Raw genomic sequence first — 20933 nt, 5'->3', positions numbered from 1 at the left:
CCTTTAGCGGGCGCGGTAGAGCTCCCTCGCGAGCCCGGCCCCCCAGCGGCCGATGGCCCGGAGCGGCAGCGTGCTCACGACCTCGCGGTACACCTCGGGCCGCCGCGCCGCCGTCTCCCGCAAGAACCTCACGAAATCGGCCGGCTGCATCTCGTCGCGCAGCAGCGCCGCGTACGCGTCGTTGCCCATCGCGTGGAGCACGGCGAAGGCCGTGTCGAGGAGCGCGTTCATCTCCCCTGCCCTCGCCCCGCCGGCGGGCTTCGCCATGAGGGCCGCGAGCGCGCCGGTGCCCGAGTGCACAGGCGCGTCGCGCGCCGGGGCCGACGTGCGACGCGCGCCCGGCTCCCGGACCGCCCGCGCCAGATCGGCGGCCGTCGCCGCGAGCTCGCGCACGTTCGCGCCGAAGCCGCAGAACGTCAGCGGCGAGTGCCGCGCCGCCGCGTCCCCCACGAGCCGCACCCGGCGCCCCGGCGCGCGCGGCGCGGCCGACAGCCGCGACCATCCGGGGATGAAGCCGAACGTCGGGCGGACGAGGCGCGCGTCGCCCTCCTTGTAGCGCGAGAGGAGCCGGAAGAACCGCGCGTAGAGCGACAGGAGCGCGCCGGGGCCGACGTCCCCGGAGCGCGCGTAATAGAAGAGGTAGACCGTCGTCTCGCCCGGCCGCCCCGGGAACGCCTCCCAGAGGTGCTGCCGGCCCTCCTCGACGTCCTCCGTGGTGGCGAGGATCTCGCCGACGTCCGGCCGGATCCGCCGCTCCCCGTCGCCCTCCCAGAGCCCCGTGAGCACGCCGCCGACGGTCGGGCAGAGGAGGTCCGCGGTCGCGTAGGGGCTCGCCGCGCCGCGCGCGTCGACGAGGAGCCGCGCGGACAGCGCGCGCGGCGCGGCGCCCGGCTGCGCCTCGGCCACGGCGAGCGCGACCGCGTCCAGCCCCTCCGCGTGCCCGAGGAGCGCGTGCCCGTCGAGCAGCGTCACCCCCAGCGCCTCGGCCCGGGCCCGCGCCGCGGCGAGCAGCCCCGCCGCGTCGATGGCGTGGTCGAGCACGCCGCGCACCGGGTACGTCCCGCCGCCGTGCCAGCGGCAGAGCCCCTCGACGTAGCGGGCGATGACGAGCCGCTCGATCTCGTCCCTCGCGAAGATCCCCGACGCCGACAGCGCGGCCACCTCGGCCGTCCCGGCGTTCCACTCCCGGTGCGCGGCGCCGATCCGCGCCCGGTCGAGCACCGCGACGCGCAGCCCTGCCGACGCGAGCAGCGGCGCGAGCAGGAGCGACAGCCCGCCGCCCGCGACGACCACGTCGTAATCGGCGCTCGCGCCCCGATCCGGCGGCCGCGGCGAGGGTCCCGGTCGAGGCGCCGGCGCGGCCCGCACCGCGTCGAGGTGCTCGAGGCGCGCGAGCAGCGCCTCGCCGCCCGCCTCGCGCACGCGCCCCCGCGCCGCGTCGATCTCCCGCGCGGCTGAGCCCGGCGCGCCGCCGGCGCTCATCGCGCTCCCACCAGGGCGCTCATCGCGCGGCCTCCTGAGCGCGTGTCGCGCCGCCGCTCATCGCGCCGCCTCCAGGAGGAAGCGGACCTCGTCGAGCGGCGGCGCCGCGCCGTGCTCCCGGGCCTCCGCGGGCGCGACGGACCTGCGGACCAGCGCCCGCAGCACGAGCCACGCCTTGCGGCCCGGCGACACCACCGCGCGCGTCGACACCGAGTCGAAGCCTTGGCGCGCGATGACCCGCCCGATGTCGGCGTAGATGAGCCGCGCCGCCTGGATCGCGGGGCGGCAGTCGCGCGGCAGCATCGGGATGCCGGCGCCCGCGCGGAGGTAGAGCACCTCCGCCTCGGCGAGCAGCCGCGCCACGATCCGCCCCAGCCGGTCGTCGAACACCGGCCGCGCGAGCCACCCGTCCGGCGCGATCCCGGCCTCCCGCATCCAGGCGAGCGGCAGGTAGATCCGACCGCGCCGCGCGTCCTCGCCGACGTCGCGCGCGATGTTCGTGAGCTGCATGGCGACGCCCAGGTCGCACGCCCGCGCGAGCGCGTCGGGCCCCCGCGCCCCCATGAGCGTCGACATCGTCGCGCCCACGGTGCCCGCGACGCGCGCCGCGTAGGCGTTCAGGTCCGAGAGCGTCTCGTAGCGGCGCCCCTCCGCGTCCCACGCGAACCCCTCGAGCAGCGCCTCGATGAACGCGCGCGGCAGCCCGTGCTCCGCCATCACGTGGGCGAGCGCGCGATCGACCGGGCTGTCGTCCGGCCTGCCCGCCGCGGCGCGCGCGAGCCGCTCCCGCAGCGCCGCGACGGCGGCCGCGGCCGCGGACGGCGGCGCGTGCTCCCCGAGCTCGTCGACCGCGTCGTCGGCGACCCTGCAGAACGCGTAGAACGCCGCCGCCGGCTCCCTCACGCGCGCGGGCAGGAGGAGCGCCGCCGCGGCGAAGCTCTTCGACCCCTTGCGCAGGAGGTCCCTGCACGCGGCGAAGTCCGCCGCCGACGCCTCAGACGAGCTTCGATGCATCCGGGACCACCTGATCCAGCACGCGGGCCGACGAGAGCACCCCGGGCAGACCGGCGCCCGGGTGCGTGCCTGCCCCGACGAGGTAGAGGCGCTCGACGTCCTCGCTCGCGTTGTGGGGCCGGAAGAAGGCGCTCTGCGTGAGCACCGGCTCCGGCCCGAACGCCGCGCCCCGGAACGACAGCAGCCGGTCCTGGAAGTCCTGCGGCGTGAGGAGCCGCGAGCTCGCGAGCGCGCCCTCGAGCCCCGGCAGGAGCGTCGCCTCGAGCAGCGCCGAGATGGAGCGCCGGTACCGCTCCTGGACCCTTGGCCAGTCGGTGCCGCTGAGCAGGTTCGGCACCGGGGACAGCACGTAGAACGCGTCGCAGCCGGGCGGGGCGAGGGCCGGATCGGTCGCGGTCGGGCGGTGCAGGTACAGGCTGAAGTCGTCGGCGAGCACGTGCTTCTCGAAGATGTCCTCGAGCAGCGGCCTGTACCGCGGGCCGAGGAGGATCGTGTGGTGAGCGACGTCCGGGTACTGCCGGCGCGTGCCGAAGTACCACACGAAGAGGCTCATCGAGTAGCGCTGCCGCTCGATGCGCCGGTCGGTCCAGCGCTTCCGCGCCTCGGGGGGCACGAGGTGCCGGTAGGTCCACGCCGAGTCCGCGTTCGAGACGACGACGTCGGCGGCGAGCCGCTCGCCCGACGCGAGCTCCACGCCCCGGGCGCGGCCGCCTTCCACGGAGATGCGCCGCACCTCGGCGCCGCACCGCACGGAGCCGCCGAGGCCCTCGATGAGCGACACGAGCCCCTTCACCAGCGCGCCCGTGCCGCCGATCGGGAAGTGCACGCCCCAGTTGCGCTCGAGGAACGCGATCAGGCTGTAGATCGAGGTCGTCGAGAACGGGTTCCCGCCGACGAGCAGCGGGTGGAAGCTCAGCACCTGGCGCAGGCGGTCGTCCTTCACGTACTTCGCGACGAGGCCGTACACCGTGCGGTAGCTCTCGAGCCGAACCATGTCCGGCACGATGCGCGCCATGTCCTTCCACGACCCGAACGGCACGTGCGCGAGCTCCTCGAACCCGACGCGGAAGATCTCCTCGCTCCGCCGGACGAAGCGCTCGTACCCCTCGACGTCCCCGGGTGACAGGCGCGCGACCTCGGCGCGCATCGCCGCAGCGTCGCCGGTGTAGTCGAACGTCGCGCCGTCGTGGAACCGGATCCGGTAGAACGGCGCCACGGGCCGCATGTCGATGTCGTCGGCCATGTTCCGGCCGCAGAGCTGCCAGAGCTCTTCCAGGAGGAACGGCGCCGTGATGACGGTCGGCCCCGCGTCGAAGGTGAACCCGTCCTGGCGGTGGACGTACGCGCGCCCGCCCGGCTGGTCGAGCTTCTCGACCACCGTGACGTCGTAGCCCCGCACCCCGAGCCGCACGGCCGCCGCGAGGCCCCCGAAGCCGCTGCCGATCACGACGGCGCGCGGCGGGCGCGCTCCGCGGAGGACGCCGCGCGCGCCCGCTGCTCGCGGGGGAGCAGCCACCTCGTCGCCCGGCGAGGCGTCAGGCCTGGCCGGATGCGCCGGATCCTGCGCCGAAGCGCTGGTGTTTTGCATGACGCTCAGTATAATGTTTGTCCTAGCCTTTGACAAAGGCGAATGACGAAGGCGAAAGACGTCGGCAGGAGGGGGTCTTTCTGGGCCTCGCTGCCCGCCGTTCCGATGCATCCCGGTGCGCCGGGCCGGCGCGGACGGCCGCGGCTCGGCGGGTCCTAGCAAGGTTTATCCAGTTGAGCCGCTACAGAATCCATGTCGTCTCGGAGATGTGTGGCGTGTCCTCGGCGACGCTGCGGGCGTGGGAGCGCCGTTATGGCGTGCCGTCGCCTGCGCGCACGGCGTCGGCGTATCGCCTGTACAGCGACGACGATGTGGCGGTGATCAAGAAGATGCGCGACCACGTGAACGGCGGGATCGCCGCGGCCGAGGCGGCGCGCATGGTGCTCGAGGCCGCGGGGCCGCGCGCGCCGGTGGGCACGAGCAGCGGCGACGCGTTCGCCGGGGCGAGCGAGCGCATCGTCGACGCCGCGGTCCGGTTCGATCCCGACGGCCTCGAGGCCGAGGTGAACCGGGCCCTCTCGCTCGGCCCGGCGGTGACGATCTTCGAGCGCGCGCTCGGCCCGGCGCTCGAGCGCATCGGCGATCTCTGGCACGCGGGGAAGATCACGGTCGCGCAGGAGCACCTCGCCTCGCAGGTCCTCGGCGCGACGCTGCTGCACCTCTTGCGGCTCGCGCAGCCTGGCGAGAGCGGGCGGCGCGTGCTGCTCGCGGCCTTCGCCGACGAGGATCACGTGCTCGGGCTGTTCGGCATCGGCCTGCGCTTCTGCTCGTGGGGCTTCCGCTCCGTCGTGCTCGGCGCGAGGACGCCGCCCGCCGCGATCGCGCGGGCGGTCGAGGCGCTCGCGCCGGACCTCGTCGCGCTGACGGTCGCGATCCCGCCGCTCCCGCCGTCGGCGCGCGAGCTCATCGACGCCTACGCGGACGCGTGCCGTGGCGTGCCGTGGATCGTGGGCGGCGCGGGCGCCGGGGCGCTCCGGTCCTTCATCGAGGCGCGCGGCGGCCTCGTGGCGGCCGCGGAGGCGGCGGAGATCCGCGCGCAGGTCGAGTCCGCGCTGCACGCGCGGCGGCGCCGCAGGGACGGGCGCTGAGCGCGCGCCCCTCCGGCCGGCGCGTTCGCTGCGGTCAGCCCTCGACTTCCTTGCGGAGCAGCTCGAGGACCCTGCTCTGCGACTCCGGCTTGAGGGCGCCTTCGGCCGCGAAGAGCACATGGCCGTTCTTGCCGACCACGACGACGTTGCTGACGCCGCGGCGGAGCTTGTAGGCCGTGCGGAAGGAGCCGTCCCAGTCGCAATAGACGGTCCCGCCGACCTTCCTCGACTCCTCCCGGATGGCGTCCTTCACGAAGCCTTTCGCCGGCCAGAAGTCGTAGGAGCTGACGTCGGCGATCGCGGCGACGGCGATGCCTCGCCGGTAGCGGTCGCCCTTCGTGAGCTTCGCCAGCGCGTCCTTGAGCGCCTGGTTCTGGGCCTTCGAGTCCTTGTCCTCGTAGACGATGAGGATCGGCTTGCCTTGAAGCGCCTTGAGCCGGAGCTCGCGGCCGTCCGCGTCCTCGACGCGCGCGTTCGGCGCCCGGTCCCCCTCCGAGGGCAGCGCCAGGGCGGCGCCCGAGATCAGCGCCAGGGACAGCGCCGCCGCAGAGGAGACCGAGCGGAGGCGGGCGGCAAGGACGCCGCGGCGGCGGGAGGCGGGCGGGCAGGGCTGCATGTCCTGGGTTTCTAGCGCTTTCCGGGGCGTGCTCCCAGGGCTGTTCGGGCGGCAGGCTCTACCGGGCGCCGGCGTGGCTGGCTCCGTGGCTGGCTCCGCCGACGGCCGGCTGGCGTGGCTCGGCCTCCGGGGGCGGTGGCCGGCGGGGAGGCGCAGGGAGCCGCTCCGGGGAGCCGGAGAGGTCGCGCTCGCCCGCCTTTCCCTGCCTCTCCCTTCGGTCTGACGAGTCCGGTCGCCACCGCTGCTCCCGCCGATCTGCCTCGGGGGGACGACGGCGCGCCGTGCTCTTGACACCCCACGTGCCGTGCAAAGATTGGGCGGTGCGAAGAGACCGGCTCTCGGAGCCAAGGTCCCGTAACGCTACAACAAATCGGCCGTCGCGAGCAGGTTGACGGCGCCGCGGGCGGAGCCCCGGCGCGCGCCGCGCGCGGCGGTCATGGAGGATTGACCATGCTGCACCGAACCACGGATTTCGATCGCGCGTTTGCCATGATGGATGAGCTTCGCCGGCGCCTGGATTGGGTGTTCGAGGAGGCGGACGCGCCCCGCGCGTCGCTCCGCGGCGACTTCGACCAGACGTCCCGGTACGTGGGGGGTCCGCGCGTCTACCTGTTCGACACGGGGAGCGCCCTTGTCGTCAAGGCCGATGTTCCGGGTCTGACGGAGAAGGATGTCCAGATCTCGCTGAATCAGGACGTCCTGACGGTGAGCGGCGAGCGCAAGTCGGATGCGCCGGAGGGCTACCTCGTCCACCGCAGGGAGCGGGGCGCGGTGCGCTTCAGCCGGAGCTTCACGCTGCCGAGCAAGGTCGATCCGGAGAAGACGACCGCGGTCCTGAAGAACGGCGTGCTGACGCTCACGCTGAACAAGGCCGCCGAGGCGCAGCCGCGTCAGATCGCGGTGACGGCGCGCTGAGGGAGCCGGGAACTGAAGAGCGAACGAAGAAGAGGAGAGCGACGATCCAGCGACGAGCGGATCTGGAGTGTACCGAGGAAGGAGCGATGAACATGAGCACTGATCGCAGCTTGACCCACCGTGCCGAGAGCAACCCCGAGAAGATCCAGCAGCGCCCCGCCGTTGCGCCGGCGGTCGACATCTACGAGAGCGCCGAGGAGCTCCTGGTCGTGGCGGATCTCCCGGGCGTGACGCAGGATCGCCTGGCCGTCCGTGTGGAGAAGGGGGAGCTCACGTTCGAGGGCCGGCGGACCGAGGCGGCCGAGCGGGAGCGGGGCGTGGAGGGCCTGCCGGACTTCCGCCGCAGCTTCGTGGTCCCGCAGGGCATCGATTCGGAGAAGATCTCCGCGGATCTCCGGGCAGGCGTCCTGCGGATCCACCTGCCGAAGAGCGCGTCGCTGAAGCCGCGTCAGATCCCGATCAGCGCGAGCTGAGGCGGTGTGCCAGGTGTCGAGGATGAGGAGCGCTGTCCCGGACGAAGCAAGATCGAGGTGAGGCGGCGCTGATGTGTGGTGGGCACAGGCTCAAGGATCTCTTATGTACCGGTGACCGGCCTGCGGGCTGCGCGTGCAGGCTCAAGGCTCTATCAACGCCGCATTGTTGCCGAGGAGCGTCAGCGTCCACTTCGCGTCCTCGCCGCACGCGGTACCCTCCACATGCCGCACCTCGAGGATAAACCAGCGCTCATCGGGATCGGCGAAGCGGTCGTTCCACGTCACGTAAAATGATTCGGGCGTGCCCTGCCCTCTGACGCCGGACGCAAAGCAATTCGGTGCATCAACTTCAATTTCTCCTTGGTAAGCGATCAAATCGAAGTTCATCCCCGGCGGAGACTCGAGCGTGGCACGGAAGTGCTCGGAGCTGGCCTCATCTGCATTGTCGACGATCAGGATCTTGAACCACTTCGACGTGGTCCCCGTCACCGTCATCGAATCAGCCTCGACGTCGCCCGAGATACTGCCGAGAGCCTCTGCTCCCGTGCAGGTATTGGGCGCCGCATAGTCGCACTCGGCCACCGCTCCCCCGCCGCCGTCGCCTCCGTCACCTTCATTGCTTCCGCCGTCGCCGCCCTCGCCCTCGCCCCCATCGCCGCCGGCCCCGGTGGAGCCGGCGCTCACGCTCGAGCTAGAGCTCGAGCTCACGGACAGGTCTTCCCCTCCGGCGCCGCCATCACCGCCGAGTCCGCCGCCGCCGGCCTGCTCCTCGTAATAGCCGGGCAGCAGATCGTCGGTGCCGTTGGCGCACGCGGCGACGGTGAGAAGGACCGCAGGAACGACAAGCAGCCGGCCGGGCGTGTGCATTGCACGCATCCTATCTGCTCTCGCGACAGCGGTCCAAGGAAGCCACGAGGCAACGTGAGATACCGTAGCGTCGTTCATCACCGCCGGAAACGGCGGCAACCGTTCAAGTTGTTTTCATCACTGTGGACCTGAATTTCCGCGAAAGTCGATGAGGACTCGACCCGGAGCGACGGGCGGGAACGTCCACGATACACATCTGGGACTCGATGCCTCGCGTCCCGCCGTAGAACGAGAATGAAACCTCGCCTCCGGACCCGCCCCGGAGACCCCTCCAAGCGAGCGCGGCCCGGACCGGGCCAGGGGCACCGCCGCACCACGCCGCCGCGCTCCCTCCCCGACCTGCCGCGGGCCCGCGCCGTCCCGGCTGGTGTCGGCGCGCTTCCGCGCCGTCCCGCATTTCGATAGTCTCGGCGCCGCTGAAGCCCGCCCTCAACGCCTTGCTCTCCCTGCGCGCGAAGACGCTGCTGGCGATCGCCGCCACGCTGCTCGGGCTCAGCTTTGCCTTGTACGGCGTGTCCTCGAGGGCGCTCCTCGCCAACTCGATGGCCGCCGAGGCGCAGGACACCCGCCGTACCGTGCAGGTGGCGCTCAACCTCTTCCGCCAGGCCAGCAGCGACTTCAACGCGCGCTGGACCGACTGGAGCCAGTGGGATGACGCCTACGCGTTCGTGCAGGACGGTAATCAAGAGTTCGTTCGCTCGAACCTCGTCGCCCAGCTCTTCGACATCGCCCGGATCGATCTCGCGGTCTTCGCCGGCGCAGACGGAAGGCCCGTGTACAGCACCGGCTACGACCACGCCACGAAGAGCTGGGCCCCCCTGCCGCGCGGCATCGAGGAGCGGCTCCGCATCGGCGATCTCCTCTTCGGGCGGGACGCGCCCGGCAGCGCCGTGCGAGGCGGCATCGTCCTCCTCCCGGACGGGCCGATGCTCCTCTGCTCCCAGCCGAGCGTCGGCAGCTCCGGCCGCGGACCGGTCGCCGGCACCGTCACGTTCGGGCGCTTCTTGACCGACGCCGAGATCAAGCGCCTCACCGAGCCCGCCGGCCTCTCGCTCGCCGTCCACCGCCTCGACGATCCCCAGCTGCCCGACGACTTCCGCGAGGCCCGCGCCGCCCTGTCCGACCGCGACCCGATCCTCGTCCACCCGCTCGGCAGCGACCGGATCGCGGGATACACCGTCCTCAACGACATCGACGGCAAGCCGGCGCTGCTCGTGCGCGTGGACAACGATCGGGCCATCCTCAAGATGGGCCATGACACATTGCGTTATCTCGTGCTCGTGACCGTTGTCGTGGGCCTGGTCTTCGGCGGCGTCACGCTGCTGCTCCTGGAGAAGCTGGTGCTGTACCGGCTCGCCCGCCTCAGCCGGGAGGTCACGGAGATCGGCGGCGTCGGCGACCTCTCGGCGCGGGTCGCGATGCCGGGCACCGACGAGCTGTCGCGCCTCACCGGCTCGATCAACGGCATGCTCTCGGCCCTGGAGGCGAACGCGCGGCGGCAGAGCCAGCAGAAGGCGGCGCTCGAGCAGGCGAAGGCGGCGGCCGAGCAAGCTCATGAGCGCTCGGACCGGCTCCTCCTCAACATCCTGCCGAGGACGATCGCCGATCAGCTGAAGGAGCACGAGCAGCTCATCGCCGAGCACTTCGAGGAGGTGACCGTCCTCTTCGCGGACATCGCGGACTTCACCCCGCTCGCCGCGCGGCTCCCCCCGGCGGAGCTCGTCGGCCTGCTCAACCGGATGTTCTCCTCGTTCGATCAGCTCGCCGAGCAGCACGGCCTGGAGAAGATCAAGACCATAGGAGACGCCTATATGGTCGTCGGCGGACTGCCGGCGCAGCGCCCCGATCACGCGAGGGCCATAGCGCGGATGGCGATCGCCATGACGCACACCGTGCGCCAGTTCGTCGGCGACGACGGCGAGCCGTTCCAGCTCAGGATCGGCATCAACACCGGGCCTGTCATCGCCGGCGTGATCGGCAAGAAGAAGTTCAGCTACGATCTCTGGGGCGACGCGGTGAACGTGGCGAGCCGCATGGAGTCGAGCGGAGAGCCCGGCCGGATCCAGGTGAGCGAGGCGAGCTATTCCCTGCTCGCGCGAGATTTCCTCCTCGAGGAGCGGGGCCTCGTGGCGATCAAGGGCAAGGGCGCGATGAAGACCTATTGGCTCATCGGCGAGAACACACCGCAGTAGCGCGGCGCGCGCCACGACCCACGCTCGTTCGCGCTCGTTACCCGCGATTGACAGGCCCCCGGCCGATTGACAAGGCCAGGCGGGCGTGCAATGGCTGCCCGCCCGATGTCAGACCAGGAGCGACGCGCCCTCATGGACAAGCAGGCCTCGAACGAGACGACGCTTCCCGTCACCATCCGCGAACCGGGCCCCGGAGAGGACCGCGACGAGCTCGTGCGCCTCCTCTTCGGCGACGCCGCGGCGTCGGCCAGGCGGCCCGAGGAGTACGAGGCGCGCTATCCCCGGCGCGCGCTGCCCAAAGGCGCGATGGTCACCCGCTACGCGCCGAGCCCGACCGGGTTCATGCACATTGGCGGCATCTTCGTGTCGCTCATCAACAAGCGGCTGTCGCTCCAGAGCGAGGGCGTCTTCTACCTCCGCCTCGAGGACACCGACGTGAAGCGCGCCATCCCCGGCGCGCTCGACACCATCGTCGACTCCCTCGCGCGCTTCGATCTCTCCCCTCAGGAGGGCGTGCTCCGCGCGCCGGCGAAGGACGGAGACGCGTCCTCGCGAGGCGAGTTCGTGCAGCAGGGCAGCTACGGCCCCTATATCCAGACGGAGCGGGTCGAGATCTACCGGGATTACGCGATCGACCTCATCCGCCGTGGCTTCGCCTACCCCTGCTTCTGCACGGTCGAGGAGCTCGACGCCATCCGGCAGGAGCAGATGGCCCTCACGGTGAAGCCCGGGGTCCACGGCCGGTGGGCGAAGTGGCGCGACGCGCCGCTCGCCCGGGTGAAGGAGGCGCTCGCGGGCGGCACCCCGTTCGTGCTCCGGCTGCGCGCCCCGGACGACGTCTCCGGCCGCGTCGAGTGGAAGGACGGCGTGAAGGGCGTCATCTCGATGCCCGTCAACGATCTCGACACCATCCTCCTCAAGTCGGACGGCATCCCGACGTACCACTTCGCCCACGCGATCGACGATCACCTGATGCGCACGACGCACGTGATCCGAGGCGACGAGTGGATCTCGTCGATGCCGCTCCACCTGCAGCTCTTCCGCACGCTCGGCTTCAGGCCGGTCGAATACGCCCACGTCCCGCCCATCCAGAAGCTCGATCGCGTGGAAGAGGTCGACCCGGAGACGGGCGAGACGAAGGTCTCGGACGCCCGGCGCAAGCTGAGCAAGCGCAAGGACCCCGAGGCGAACATCGCGTATTACCGGGAGATCGGCGTCCCCGAGACAGGCACCATCGAGTACCTCCTCAACATCGCCAACTCGGCGTTCGAGGACTGGCGCAAGGCGAACCCCGACAAGCCCTATTCCGCCTTCCCCCTCAAGCTCAACAAGCTCGCCCCCGGCGGCGCGCTGAGCGACATGGTGAAGCTGAAGAGCGTCAGCCAGGCGGTCGTGAGCCGGATGAGCGCCGAGGACGTCTATGCCCAGGGCCTCGACTGGGCCAGGGAGCACGACAAGGAGCTCGCCGCGCTGATGGAGCGAGATCCGGAGTACACGAAGCGCGCGCTCGGCATCGAGCGCGGCGGCAAGAAATCGAACAAGCGCATCACCACCTGGCCCGACCTGCGGGCCCAGCTCTTCTTCTTCTACGACGAGCTCTACAGCGGCGTCGACGCGCTCGATTTCCCCGAGAACGTCCCTGAGGGCGATCGCCAGCCGCTGCTCCGGCAGATGCTCGACACGTTCGACCCGGCCGACTCGAAGGAGGCGTGGTTCGAGAAGATCCGGCAGATCGCGGTGGCCTCGGGCTACGCAGGCGAGGTGAAGCAGTACAAGGCCTCTCCCGAGTCGTGGAAGGGCCATGTCGGCGACGTCTCGATGCTCCTCCGGGTCGCGGTCTGCGGGACGAGGAACAGCCCTGATCTGACCGAGGTCATGGCGGTGCTGGGCGAGCCGCGCGTGCGGGCGCGCATCGCGCGCTTCCTCTGAGGCGCGGCGCGGCGAGCCCGCGGGCCGCGCGACGAGGGCGCGGCCGGCAGCGGCAGGAGGAAGAGCGATGAGCGAGGTCTGCCGGTTCGCCCCGTCGACCACCGGGCCCGCCCACCTCGGCACGCTCGCCGCGGCGCTGCTCTGCTGGCTGGACGCGCGGTCGCGGGGCGCGCGGCTGGTCCTCCGGCTGGAGGACCTCGATCCCGACCGCTGCCGGGCCGAGTTCGCGCGCGCGATCGAGGAGGATCTCGCGTGGCTCGGGCTCGATTTCGACGAGCGCGTCGAGCAGCACGCGCGGAGGGCGCACCACGAGGCGGCGATGGACCGGCTCGAGGCGCTCGGCGCGCTGTACCCCTGCTCCGCGACGCGCGAGGAGGTGCGCTCGATCGGCCGGCGCGCCCCGGACGGCGGCTTCGCCTACGACAACCGGGCGCGCGGCCGCGCGCTGCCGCCCGGCGGGTGGCGCGCGAGCGTGGAGCCGATCCGGGCGCGGCTGCCGGACGGCGTGTTCCGGCCCCTGGACGAGGGCGGGCTCGACCTGTCGCAGGAGCCCGCGCTCGCGATGGGTGATCCCGTGGTTCGCCGGCGCGACGGCGCCTTTTCCTACCAGCTGGCGGTGGTGGTCGACGACGGCGCGGCGGGCGTAACGCGCGTCGTCCGGGGGCGCGACATCGCGCCGAGCACCGCGACGCAGGCGGCGCTCCAGGCGCTGCTCGGGCTGCCAGCGCCGGTCTACCGGCACCACCTGCTCCTGCTGGAGGAGCGCGGCGGCAAGCTGGCGAAGACGCACGGCGCGGCGCGCGGAGCGGCGCTCGCCCGGAGCGCGCCCGCGCTCACCGGCGCGCTCGCCTGCTGCGTCGGCCTGCGGGATCGCCCTGATCCGTGCACGCCGGCGGAGCTGCTCCGCGAGTTCGACTGGTCGCGCGTCGCGACCGCGGACCGCGTCGTGAGCCTCCGCGACGGCTCGCTCACGCTGACGGCGAGCGGGCCCTGAGCGGCGCGTAGATCAGGCGGGCAGCGGCGAGACGGCGCGCCCCAGCATCGGGAACCACGTGAGGATCGCGTTCGGCCGCGGGAAATCGTCGTCGTCGTCGTCGTCGCGCCGGCCATCACGCCCACGGCGGGAGCGGCTGCCAAACAGCGTCCAGGCGCGCCACGCCTGCTCGGCGAGGTCGCGCGCCCGTCCCGACGAAGTGTCATGTCCAAGGAGCATCATGTGTGGCTGCCGCTTACCACAGGTCCAAGTCGGCGCGCCAGTGTTCCACGCCGAGGCCACGCGAACGTGACCGTCCCGATGACCGGCCGTGGTGCCCGGGCCGTTTCTGCTCCTTCCCGGCGCCCGGGATGCACCCCCTCCACGGCGCGCTGGATGCAGCGACCTGGCGCTCGGTCTCCCTCGGTCTCCCGGCCCGTCACCGCGGCATCGCAGCCTGGCGACCCTCGCTGGAATGCGCCATCACGTCGCCCGGACTCGTTCATGGCCACCGCCCCCGCCGCCCTGAAGCCGTCGTCGCCCTTCGCCGCCTTCACATCGCGCGATTTTCGCGTCTACGCGGCGGCCCGCCTTCTGGCCACGGTGGCCTACCAGATGCAATCGATCGCCGTGGGGTATCAGATCTACGACCTCACGCGAGATCCGCTCGCGCTCGGTTATGTGGGGCTCGCCCAGTTCCTCCCTGTCGCGGGGCTGTCCCTCGCGTCGGGGCACGCGGCGGATCGCTTCGATCGGCGGCGGATCCTCGTCCTTTGCTACCTCACCTCGGCGCTCGCGGCGCTCGCGCTCTTCTTCCTCGCGCGCTCGCCGAGCCCGAACCTGCCGGCGATTTACGGGGTCCTCGTGCTCCTCGGCACGGTGCGCGCCTTCCAGGGGCCGGCCGGCTCGGCGCTCCTGCCGACGCTCGTGCCGACGGAGCACTTCCAGAACGCGGTGACGTGGCAATCGACGCTCTGGCAGGTCGGCGCCATCGGCGGGCCGAGCCTGGGCGGGCTGCTCTACGCGCTCTGGAAGGCGCCCGCGCCCGTGTACCTGAGCGCGAGCCTCGCGCTCGCCGCGGCGTGCGCCGGGCCCCTGGCCGTGCGGGCGCCCGCCGGCCGCCTGGAGAGGAAGCCGCCGTCGCTCGCCACGGCGCTCGCCGGGCTGCGCTACGTCTACCGGAAGAAGGTCCTCCTCGCGTCGATCTCGCTCGACTTCGTGGCCGTCTTCCTTGGCGGCGCGGTCGCGCTGCTGCCCATCTACGCGACCGACGTGCTCGGGGTCGGCCCGCAGGGGTTCGGCTTCCTGCGCGCCGCGCCGGCCGTCGGGGCCGGGCTCATGGCCGTGGTCCTCGCCTTCCGGCCCATCACGCGGCGCGCCGGGCCGAGGATGCTCCTCTGCGTCGGGCTCTTCGGCCTCGCCGCGGTGGTGTTCGGCCTGTCGCGGAGCTTCCCCCTCTCGCTCGTCGCGCTCACCGTGATGGGCGCCGCCGACATGGTGAGCGTCGTCGTGCGGATGACCCTGGAGCAGCTCGCCACGCCGCCCGAGATGCGCGGCCGCGTGAGCGCGGTCAACATGGTGTTCGTCGGCGCCTCGAACGAGCTCGGAGAGCTCGAGTCGGGCACCCTCGCGAGGCTCATCGGGACGGTGCCCACCGTGGTGTTCGGCGGCCTCGGGACGATCGCGGTCGTGCTGCTCTGGGCACGGCTGTTCCCCGAGCTGCGCGCGGTCGACCGGCTCGAAGACACGCGCGCGACCTCCGAAGAAGACGCCGCCGAGAAGGCCTGACGCGCGCCTCGCGTCGAGCGCGCGCGCAGCACATCATCGCTCCCAGCCCGGTGAGGGCCAGTCGCTCTCTCGAGGACTGGAGACGACCACTCCATTCGTGAGCCCCGCGGCGAGAGCACGAGACAACTCGGCGCGAATTTGACCGCGAGCACACCCGCAATCTCTCGAGGCCGAGCGCAACATACGCAACAAGCGTAACAAACGTAACTGAACACGACCGAACACGACCGAAAACAACCGAACACAAATCCAGTGCGAACCGGTGCGAAAACGATTGCGCACCACCTACGACGCACCGCTTCCCAGATCATTCGCAATTTGACGAGGACGTTATAATGCACACTGAGCGGCACGCCATCATACAACGCACGACGACAATCCCAGCCAGACTGTCCGAATTGCTTGACACAGAGGTATCCCATGACCTTACATGTCTTATGGATACGATTATCGCGTGGGCTGTTGGTATCATGATGACATGGGCCCCGCCTGGGAAGAGCTTCATCAAGGACGCGGTCGAGACGCCCGAGGAAGGCCGCGCGCGCTACCACGAGATCGCGCGCGCGGCGGCGAAGGTTGCCTATGATCCTGCATTGAAGCCGCTCTTCGGAGGCCCGCGCGGTCGAGCCGAGACGATGGCGCTGCTCTTATCGATCGCGTATTTCGAGAGCGGTTACCGTCGCGACGTGGACCTCGGGCTCGGGAAGCTCGCGCGCGGCTCGGGGCTCGACTCCTGTCTGCTCCAGGTCCGCGTCGGCGCCGGCAAGACCCGGGAGGGGTGGTCGCACGAGGATCTCGTCGGGGATCGAGAGAAATGCTTTCGCGCGGGACTCGCGCTGATCAAGGGATCCTTCGGGGCGTGCCGCAAGCAGGAGCCGCGCGACCGGCTCAGCGCATACACGCGCGGCAGGTGCATCGACAACGACAAGCATTCGAGGGCGCGCATTGGACGTGCGCTGAACGTGCCGCGCGCGCCGATGACGGACGTGGCGGTGCTCGCCGCAATGCCCGGGCGCGCCCCCCTCCCCGCGGCGCCGCCGAGCGCGCCGTCCGCGACCGGAGCGGTTAGAACGGTCGCACCAGTCGGGACCGCCGGAAACGACAGCTAACGAGGCGAGGAATGAGGGGGATTGGCCAGCGCGCGAGCGCGTCGCGATCGCCCCGCGCACGACCGCTCCGGCCGCGCCAGACGACCGCTGGCGGCGCGCTCAGCCCCGGATCAGGTTCGTGGCCGCCTCGGCGGTGAGATAGCTCTTGCTCTTCATTCCCAGGCGGATCGACGACAGGCTCACGTCCGTCTCGCCCTGGAGCGCGGCGATCGTCAGCGCGTTGTGGCAGTAGATGTTGATGAGCTTCGGGCTGCCGCCGCTCCTCGCGTGCAGCAGCTGCTGCGACGCGAGGCCCAGCTGGAGCCCCCGCCTGCTCCCTCCGACCGAGCACATCCGGAAGTCGATGTATTCGATCATCTCCTGCTGCGTCATGCCGGGCAAGAGGAGCGACTGAGCGCCGGAGTAGAGCTCGCGCGGCACGCCGTTCGAGGCGAGGGTCGCGGGGAGATCGGGGGCGCCCACCAGGATCATCGAGAGCCTGCCCGCCGGGGCGCAGCGCAGGATGTCATGGAGCTCCATCAGGAGATCGTGATCCTCCGGATCGACGCCGTCGACGACCAGCACCGCGATCGCGTCCGACCCGGCGCGGACGAGCGCTTGCCCGAGGAACGCGTCGACGAGGAACTGCTGGCTCAGCGTCGGTGTGATGGCCGTCGCCCCCACCTGCCTGCACAGCGACACGAGCGGCCGCGTCCCGAAGAGCAGCTGCGGCTCGACCGAGAAGACGTGGATCCGCGGGACCTTGTTCTTGATCATCTCACAGACGAAGGTCCGGCCGCTCCCCGGCTCGCCCACGAGGATCGCCGGGCGCTGCCCGGCGACGATCTGCGACGCCAGCGTCCTCAGGATCCAGGCATAAGGGCCTGCGTCCCAGAAGTAGCTCGGCTGCCGGATGTCGCTGAAGGGATAGCCGGTCAGCCCGAAATGATCACGGTAACTGTACTGGCCGGTGAAGTGCCCGACGGCGGTCGAGCTGTTCACCAGGATCGTGCCCGTCGGCGTCGCGAGCGGGCCCCTCGGCGGCTCCGGGAGCTCGCTTATCCTCGTATCGGCGAGATCCATGGGCGCGCCGAGCAGCGCGCTCTTCGGCTCCGCCATCTCTCGCGGCCTGACGCTGCTGCGCCGGAGCATCAGCATGTCCTCGAGGAACGCCACGATGTGCCCGGCCGACGGCCGCTCCTGCGGCCTCTTCGACATGCAGCGGCGCAAGAGCTCCGCGAGGAGCGGGTCGATGTCCGGCATCGCCAGCTTCGGATCCGGGACGGCCGCGTGGCAGTGCGCCTGGAAGCAGCCAGCGAGATCCCGCGCCGAGAAGGGCGTCCTGCCCACGAGCAGGTGGTAGAACGTGCAGCCGAGGCTGTAGATGTCCGACGGAGGCGCGATGTCCTGCCCGGTCCATTGCTCCGGGCTCATGTAGAACGGCGTGCCCTCCAGCGTGCGGGCGGAGCTGCTCCCGAGCGGGCCGCTCTCCGGATGGGACGCCAGGCCGAAGTCGGCGATCTTGAGCGTCCCCGACGCATTGAGGAGGAGGTTGGCGGGCTTGACGTCGCGGTGGGAGATGCCGAACGACGCCGCGAGCTCGAGCGCCGCCGCGGCCTCGCGCATCTTCTCGATCCCGAACTGCTCCGGCAGGCGGCCGCCGTGCTGCTTGGCCGCCTGCGCCATGGTGAGGCCGTGGACGTACTCCATGGCGATGTAACGGACGTCCTCGTCCTCGCCGACCTGGAAGATCTGCACCACGTTCGGGTGGAGGAGGCGCGCCGCCGCGCGCGCCTCGCGCAGGAAGCGGTCGCGCCGCTCGGGATCGGTGTCCGCGCTCCCCTTCGCGATCAGCTTCACCGCGACGTCGCGCTGGAGCACGCTGTCCCTGGCCAGGTACACGGCGCCCATCGCGCCGATGCCGAGCAGCTGGATCAGCTGGAACGGTCCCAGCCACTGTCCCGCCAGGTGGGTCAGCGTACTCGCAGGCTCCGCGATCATCGGGCTCTCATTCCCATCTTGCCATCAAACCCGTGCGCTCGCCGGGCGAATGCGTCGGCTTCCAGTCCACGACCCGCTCACGACCCGCACGAGGAGCTCACAGCTGCCCCGCGCCGGGCCCCCCGTCGCTCCGCGCCCGACCCCGCCCCAGGATGTGTCCCATCGTGAACGCGGACAGGACGAGGACCGTGACGATGATCGGCACGGCGTAGGTCGCGAGGGACGCGATGTTGGGCACGGCGCCCGCGCCGGCCGCGGCGCCCGCGCCGGCCGCAGCCTTGTCGGCGCCGCCCACCGTCATCAGGATGGCCGTGGCCATCGAGGCGGCGATCGAGAGCAGGGCGATCGCGAGCCCCGCGGCGAGGCCGCTCGGGCCTGTCGGCTCCAGGACGACGGGCGCCGCCGCCGGCGACGCGATCCCCGACGAGGCGACCGGGACCGTCACCAGCGGACCGTCCAGCTTGACGTGGACGTTGACGACCATGTCCTGGCCCGCCCACGGGATGACGAGCCCCTGCGGGCTCGCGCTCGCGGTGACAGGGGGCGCTGCGGATGCCGGGCGCGCCGCGGCCCGGGATTCCTCGTGGTGGATACCGCTGGTCATCATGGCCTCATGGGCAGGGTTGGTCTGGTAGTGCAGCGTGTCGGCGTCCTCGTCGAGCGGGCCCGGGCGCCTCTTCGCCGGCATCACCTCCGTGACGCTCGACGGCGCCGGCGCGCGCTGCTCCGAGAGGGGCGGCCGCTGCGCGGGCGCCCGCTCCCGCGCAGGCGCGGCGTCGGCCTTGCGACCGCCCCCGCTCGCGACGTGATCTGCGGCCGCCTTCTTCATGACGTCTGCGATCACGCCGTAGACCTCGGTCCATGCCGACTCGACGTCGCGCGTGAAGCCGTCGCCCAGCCCTTCGCGCAGCGTCCAGAGCAGCGCCTCGCCCACCACGTCGTAATGCCGATCGACGACCATGTAGCCGTGGTGCCGCACGCCGAGCGCCTGGAGCACCGGCACGAGCCTGCCCAGGTTGTTCAGCCCATCGACGGCCACGGCGAGCGTCTGCATGAGCTTCTTCTTCTGCTCGGCCATGTCGTTCTTGAACATCGGCCGCACCGACGGCTCGAGCTCGAAGAGGCGGTCGTAGAAGAGCGCCGCCGCGGCGTCCGAGATGGGCATCACCTTCGCCCACGATCGCTGCACGAGCTCGATCGTGCGCAGGCTGATCGGCGCGCCCGCCGGCGCCGCGGCGGGCGCGGGCGGCGGCGGGTCGCCCTGCCAGGGCGGCACGACCCCGACGAGCGTCCGCGAGGCCTTGGTCGACGAGGGCGGCGGCACCGACTTCGGCAGCTGCACCGCCTGCTCCACGGGCGCCGAGCGCTGCGCCGGTTGCGAGGAGCCGAGCCGCGGGGCCTCCCTCCCGGCCGGCGCCGGCGAGGGGTGCGCCTGCGCGCCGCCCACGGCCGCGTGCGCCGCGGCGGCCTTCTTCATGACGTCGGAGACCACGCCGTAGACCTCTTTCCACGCGGACTCGACGTCGGCGGAGAAGGAGTCGCCGAGCCCCTCGCGCAGCGTCCAGAGCAGCGCCTCGCCCACCACGTCGTAATGCCGATCGACGACCATATAGCCCTGGTGCCGGACGCCGAGGGCCTGGAGCACCGGCACGAGCTTGGGCAGGTTGTTCAGCCCATCGACGGCCACGGAGAGCGTCTGCATGAGCTTCTTCTTCTGCTCGGCGATATCGTTCTTGAACAGCGGCCGCACCGACGGCTCGAGCGTGAACAGCCGCTCATAGAACAGCGCCGCGGCGGCGTCCGAGATGGGCATCACCTTCGCCCAGGACCACTGCACGAGCTCGATGGTGCGCTGGCTCAGGAGCTCCGGCGGCTGCGCGCTGCGCGCCTTGTTGAGGAACTCGGGCGCGCCGTAGGCCCCCGGCCCTCGCTGGGTGGCAGGCCCCGTGGAGGGCAACGCCCGCGCCGCCGGCGCGGGCGCGCTGGCGCTGCGTTGCGGCTTGGCAGCATCCCCCGGCGTCGCAGCGCCGCGCGTGTTGGTCGAGGGTGCGAAGGGATCGTTCGGTTTGGCCATCGTGGTTGTCCGCTGGAGGTTACCGGGAATGCGCCGGTGAGGTGCGCGCCGCGGCGCGCGTGTTCAGAGCACAGGAGCCGCCTCTACCGCCATCCTACATCAGGGGGCCGGCGCCTGCCTACGGCGCGGCGAGAGGGCTGCGCCGCCGGCGCGAGACGCCCGTGGAAGCGCGCGCCATGCCCACGAACGCGCCACCAACGCCCGACCAAGGCGCCACCAACGCCCGACCAAGGCGCAACGAACGCACGACGAACGCGCACAGATCGCGGCGACCTCGCCGGGGGCGCGGCCGCGCGACGAGCGGACCGGGGCCGCGGATGTGGCGCTGGCGAACCGCACCTGTGCCGGCCCCGTAGCGCGGCGCACTTCCCGAGCGACACCGCCGACGGACAGGGCATCGGAGCGGCGGCGCGCCGGAGCCGCAGAGAGCGATGGAGTTCGCGCCATCGACGCTCGATGTTCCAGAAGGGGTGAGCGTCTTATCGCCCTTGCGCTCGAGCCGCTCCGTGCCGCCGCGCTCCGATGGAACGACTCGGACCCAGGGCGCGCGAGGCCGCCGGGGCGACCAGGACCTCTCCCGAGAGGCACACACCAAGCGAGCAGGCAAAGCGCGCGACGAGCAGCGCTCGCCTGAAGCGGCCGGACGGCGGGCTCGCTCAGGCCGCCTCTCCGGTCTCACGCTCGGCGCAAGCGCACAGACCCTGAAAACGAAAAACGCGAGGTGGCCTTTCGGCCAATCCTCGCGTTCTCTTGCTACTTGGGTCGTGGTTGCGCGGGCGGGATTTGAACCCACGACCTTCGGGTTATGAGCCCGACGAGCTACCAGGCTGCTCCACCGCGCGAGA

16 protein-coding genes and 1 tRNA gene are annotated in these 20933 nt (G+C 71.6%); 8 read left to right on the top strand and 9 right to left on the bottom strand.

Annotated elements, in window-relative coordinates; genetic code table 11:
- Positions 1-3 precede the first annotated feature (3 nt).
- Genes WMF46_RS03095 through WMF46_RS03085 form a run of 3 tightly spaced genes read right to left on the bottom strand, consistent with a single transcriptional unit; the run spans position 4 to position 4084 of the window.
- Positions 4-1482, bottom strand: a complete 1479-nt coding sequence (locus WMF46_RS03095; protein ID WP_437984224.1) for a lycopene cyclase — start codon at positions 1480-1482, stop codon at positions 4-6.
- A 57-nt stretch (positions 1483-1539) separates the two neighbouring features.
- A complete protein-coding gene (locus WMF46_RS03090; protein WP_437984223.1) occupies positions 1540-2496 on the bottom strand; it encodes a phytoene/squalene synthase family protein in 957 nt (318 codons plus the stop codon).
- Positions 2477-4084, bottom strand: a complete 1608-nt coding sequence (locus WMF46_RS03085; RefSeq protein WP_437984222.1) for a phytoene desaturase — start codon at positions 4082-4084, stop codon at positions 2477-2479. The genes WMF46_RS03090 and WMF46_RS03085 overlap by 20 nt, the downstream gene beginning before the upstream one ends.
- A gap of 173 nt (positions 4085-4257) precedes the next feature.
- Here WMF46_RS03085 and WMF46_RS03080 point away from each other — a divergent pair, with 173 nt between their 5' ends.
- Complete coding sequence (locus tag WMF46_RS03080) at positions 4258-5172, top strand: MerR family transcriptional regulator (RefSeq protein ID WP_437984221.1); 915 nt, start codon at positions 4258-4260, stop codon at positions 5170-5172.
- 34 nt (positions 5173-5206) lie between these two features.
- Here WMF46_RS03080 and WMF46_RS03075 read toward each other — a convergent pair whose 3' ends face one another.
- A complete protein-coding gene (locus tag WMF46_RS03075; RefSeq protein ID WP_437984220.1) occupies positions 5207-5788 on the bottom strand; it encodes a YtfJ family protein in 582 nt (193 codons plus the stop codon).
- Positions 5789-6238: 450 nt separating this feature from the next.
- Here WMF46_RS03075 and WMF46_RS03070 point away from each other — a divergent pair, with 450 nt between their 5' ends.
- Together WMF46_RS03070 and WMF46_RS03065 are read left to right on the top strand one after the other, a co-directional pair.
- The gene (locus tag WMF46_RS03070) at positions 6239-6703 is read left to right on the top strand and encodes an Hsp20/alpha crystallin family protein (RefSeq protein WP_437863332.1); all 465 of its coding nucleotides are present in this window, start codon (positions 6239-6241) and stop codon (positions 6701-6703) included.
- Between the two features lie 92 nt (positions 6704-6795).
- On the top strand, positions 6796-7176 hold the full coding sequence (locus WMF46_RS03065; RefSeq protein ID WP_437715498.1) for an Hsp20/alpha crystallin family protein: 381 nt from the start codon (positions 6796-6798) through the stop codon (positions 7174-7176).
- A 141-nt stretch (positions 7177-7317) separates the two neighbouring features.
- Here the strand turns inward: WMF46_RS03065 and WMF46_RS03060 are convergent, their stop codons facing one another.
- A complete protein-coding gene (locus WMF46_RS03060) occupies positions 7318-8043 on the bottom strand; it encodes a hypothetical protein (protein WP_437984219.1) in 726 nt (241 codons plus the stop codon).
- A gap of 437 nt (positions 8044-8480) precedes the next feature.
- Between WMF46_RS03060 and WMF46_RS03055 the strand changes: the two genes are divergently transcribed.
- The 3 genes from WMF46_RS03055 to WMF46_RS03045 all read left to right on the top strand — a co-directional run bounded on the left by WMF46_RS03055 (position 8481) and on the right by WMF46_RS03045 (position 13158).
- Complete coding sequence (locus WMF46_RS03055; protein WP_437984218.1) at positions 8481-10235, top strand: adenylate/guanylate cyclase domain-containing protein; 1755 nt, start codon at positions 8481-8483, stop codon at positions 10233-10235.
- A gap of 132 nt (positions 10236-10367) precedes the next feature.
- A complete protein-coding gene (locus tag WMF46_RS03050) occupies positions 10368-12164 on the top strand; it encodes a glutamate--tRNA ligase (RefSeq protein ID WP_437984217.1) in 1797 nt (598 codons plus the stop codon).
- Between the two features lie 67 nt (positions 12165-12231).
- Positions 12232-13158: a glutamate--tRNA ligase family protein gene (locus tag WMF46_RS03045; protein ID WP_437984216.1), complete on the top strand. Its 927-nt coding sequence runs from the start codon at positions 12232-12234 to the stop codon at positions 13156-13158.
- A 12-nt stretch (positions 13159-13170) separates the two neighbouring features.
- On the opposite strand, the gene WMF46_RS03040 is transcribed toward WMF46_RS03045, so the two are convergent.
- Positions 13171-13380, bottom strand: coding sequence for a hypothetical protein (locus WMF46_RS03040; protein WP_437984215.1), 210 nt, complete (start codon positions 13378-13380; stop codon positions 13171-13173).
- Between the two features lie 261 nt (positions 13381-13641).
- Between WMF46_RS03040 and WMF46_RS03035 the strand changes: the two genes are divergently transcribed.
- Entirely contained in the window at positions 13642-14925 is a 1284-nt protein-coding gene (locus WMF46_RS03035) for an MFS transporter (RefSeq protein ID WP_437984214.1), read from the top strand.
- Between the two features lie 470 nt (positions 14926-15395).
- Complete coding sequence (locus tag WMF46_RS03030; RefSeq protein ID WP_437984213.1) at positions 15396-16034, top strand: hypothetical protein; 639 nt, start codon at positions 15396-15398, stop codon at positions 16032-16034.
- 99 nt (positions 16035-16133) lie between these two features.
- Here WMF46_RS03030 and WMF46_RS03025 read toward each other — a convergent pair whose 3' ends face one another.
- The 3 genes from WMF46_RS03025 to WMF46_RS03015 all read right to left on the bottom strand — a co-directional run bounded on the left by WMF46_RS03025 (position 16134) and on the right by WMF46_RS03015 (position 20930).
- The gene (locus tag WMF46_RS03025) at positions 16134-18014 is read right to left on the bottom strand and encodes a protein kinase domain-containing protein (RefSeq protein ID WP_437984212.1); all 1881 of its coding nucleotides are present in this window, start codon (positions 18012-18014) and stop codon (positions 16134-16136) included.
- Between the two features lie 97 nt (positions 18015-18111).
- A complete protein-coding gene (locus WMF46_RS03020; RefSeq protein WP_437984211.1) occupies positions 18112-20088 on the bottom strand; it encodes a globin family protein in 1977 nt (658 codons plus the stop codon).
- Between the two features lie 765 nt (positions 20089-20853).
- A tRNA-Met gene (locus WMF46_RS03015) sits at positions 20854-20930 on the bottom strand.
- Between the last annotated feature and the right edge of the window lie 3 nt (positions 20931-20933).

Source organism: Sorangium sp. So ce117 (assembly GCF_051524395.1).
Classification (GTDB): Bacteria; Myxococcota_A; Polyangia; order Polyangiales; family Polyangiaceae; genus Sorangium; species Sorangium cellulosum_B.
Note: the sequence above shows the minus strand (reverse complement) of the source record. Positions and strands in the feature narration are given on the sequence as shown.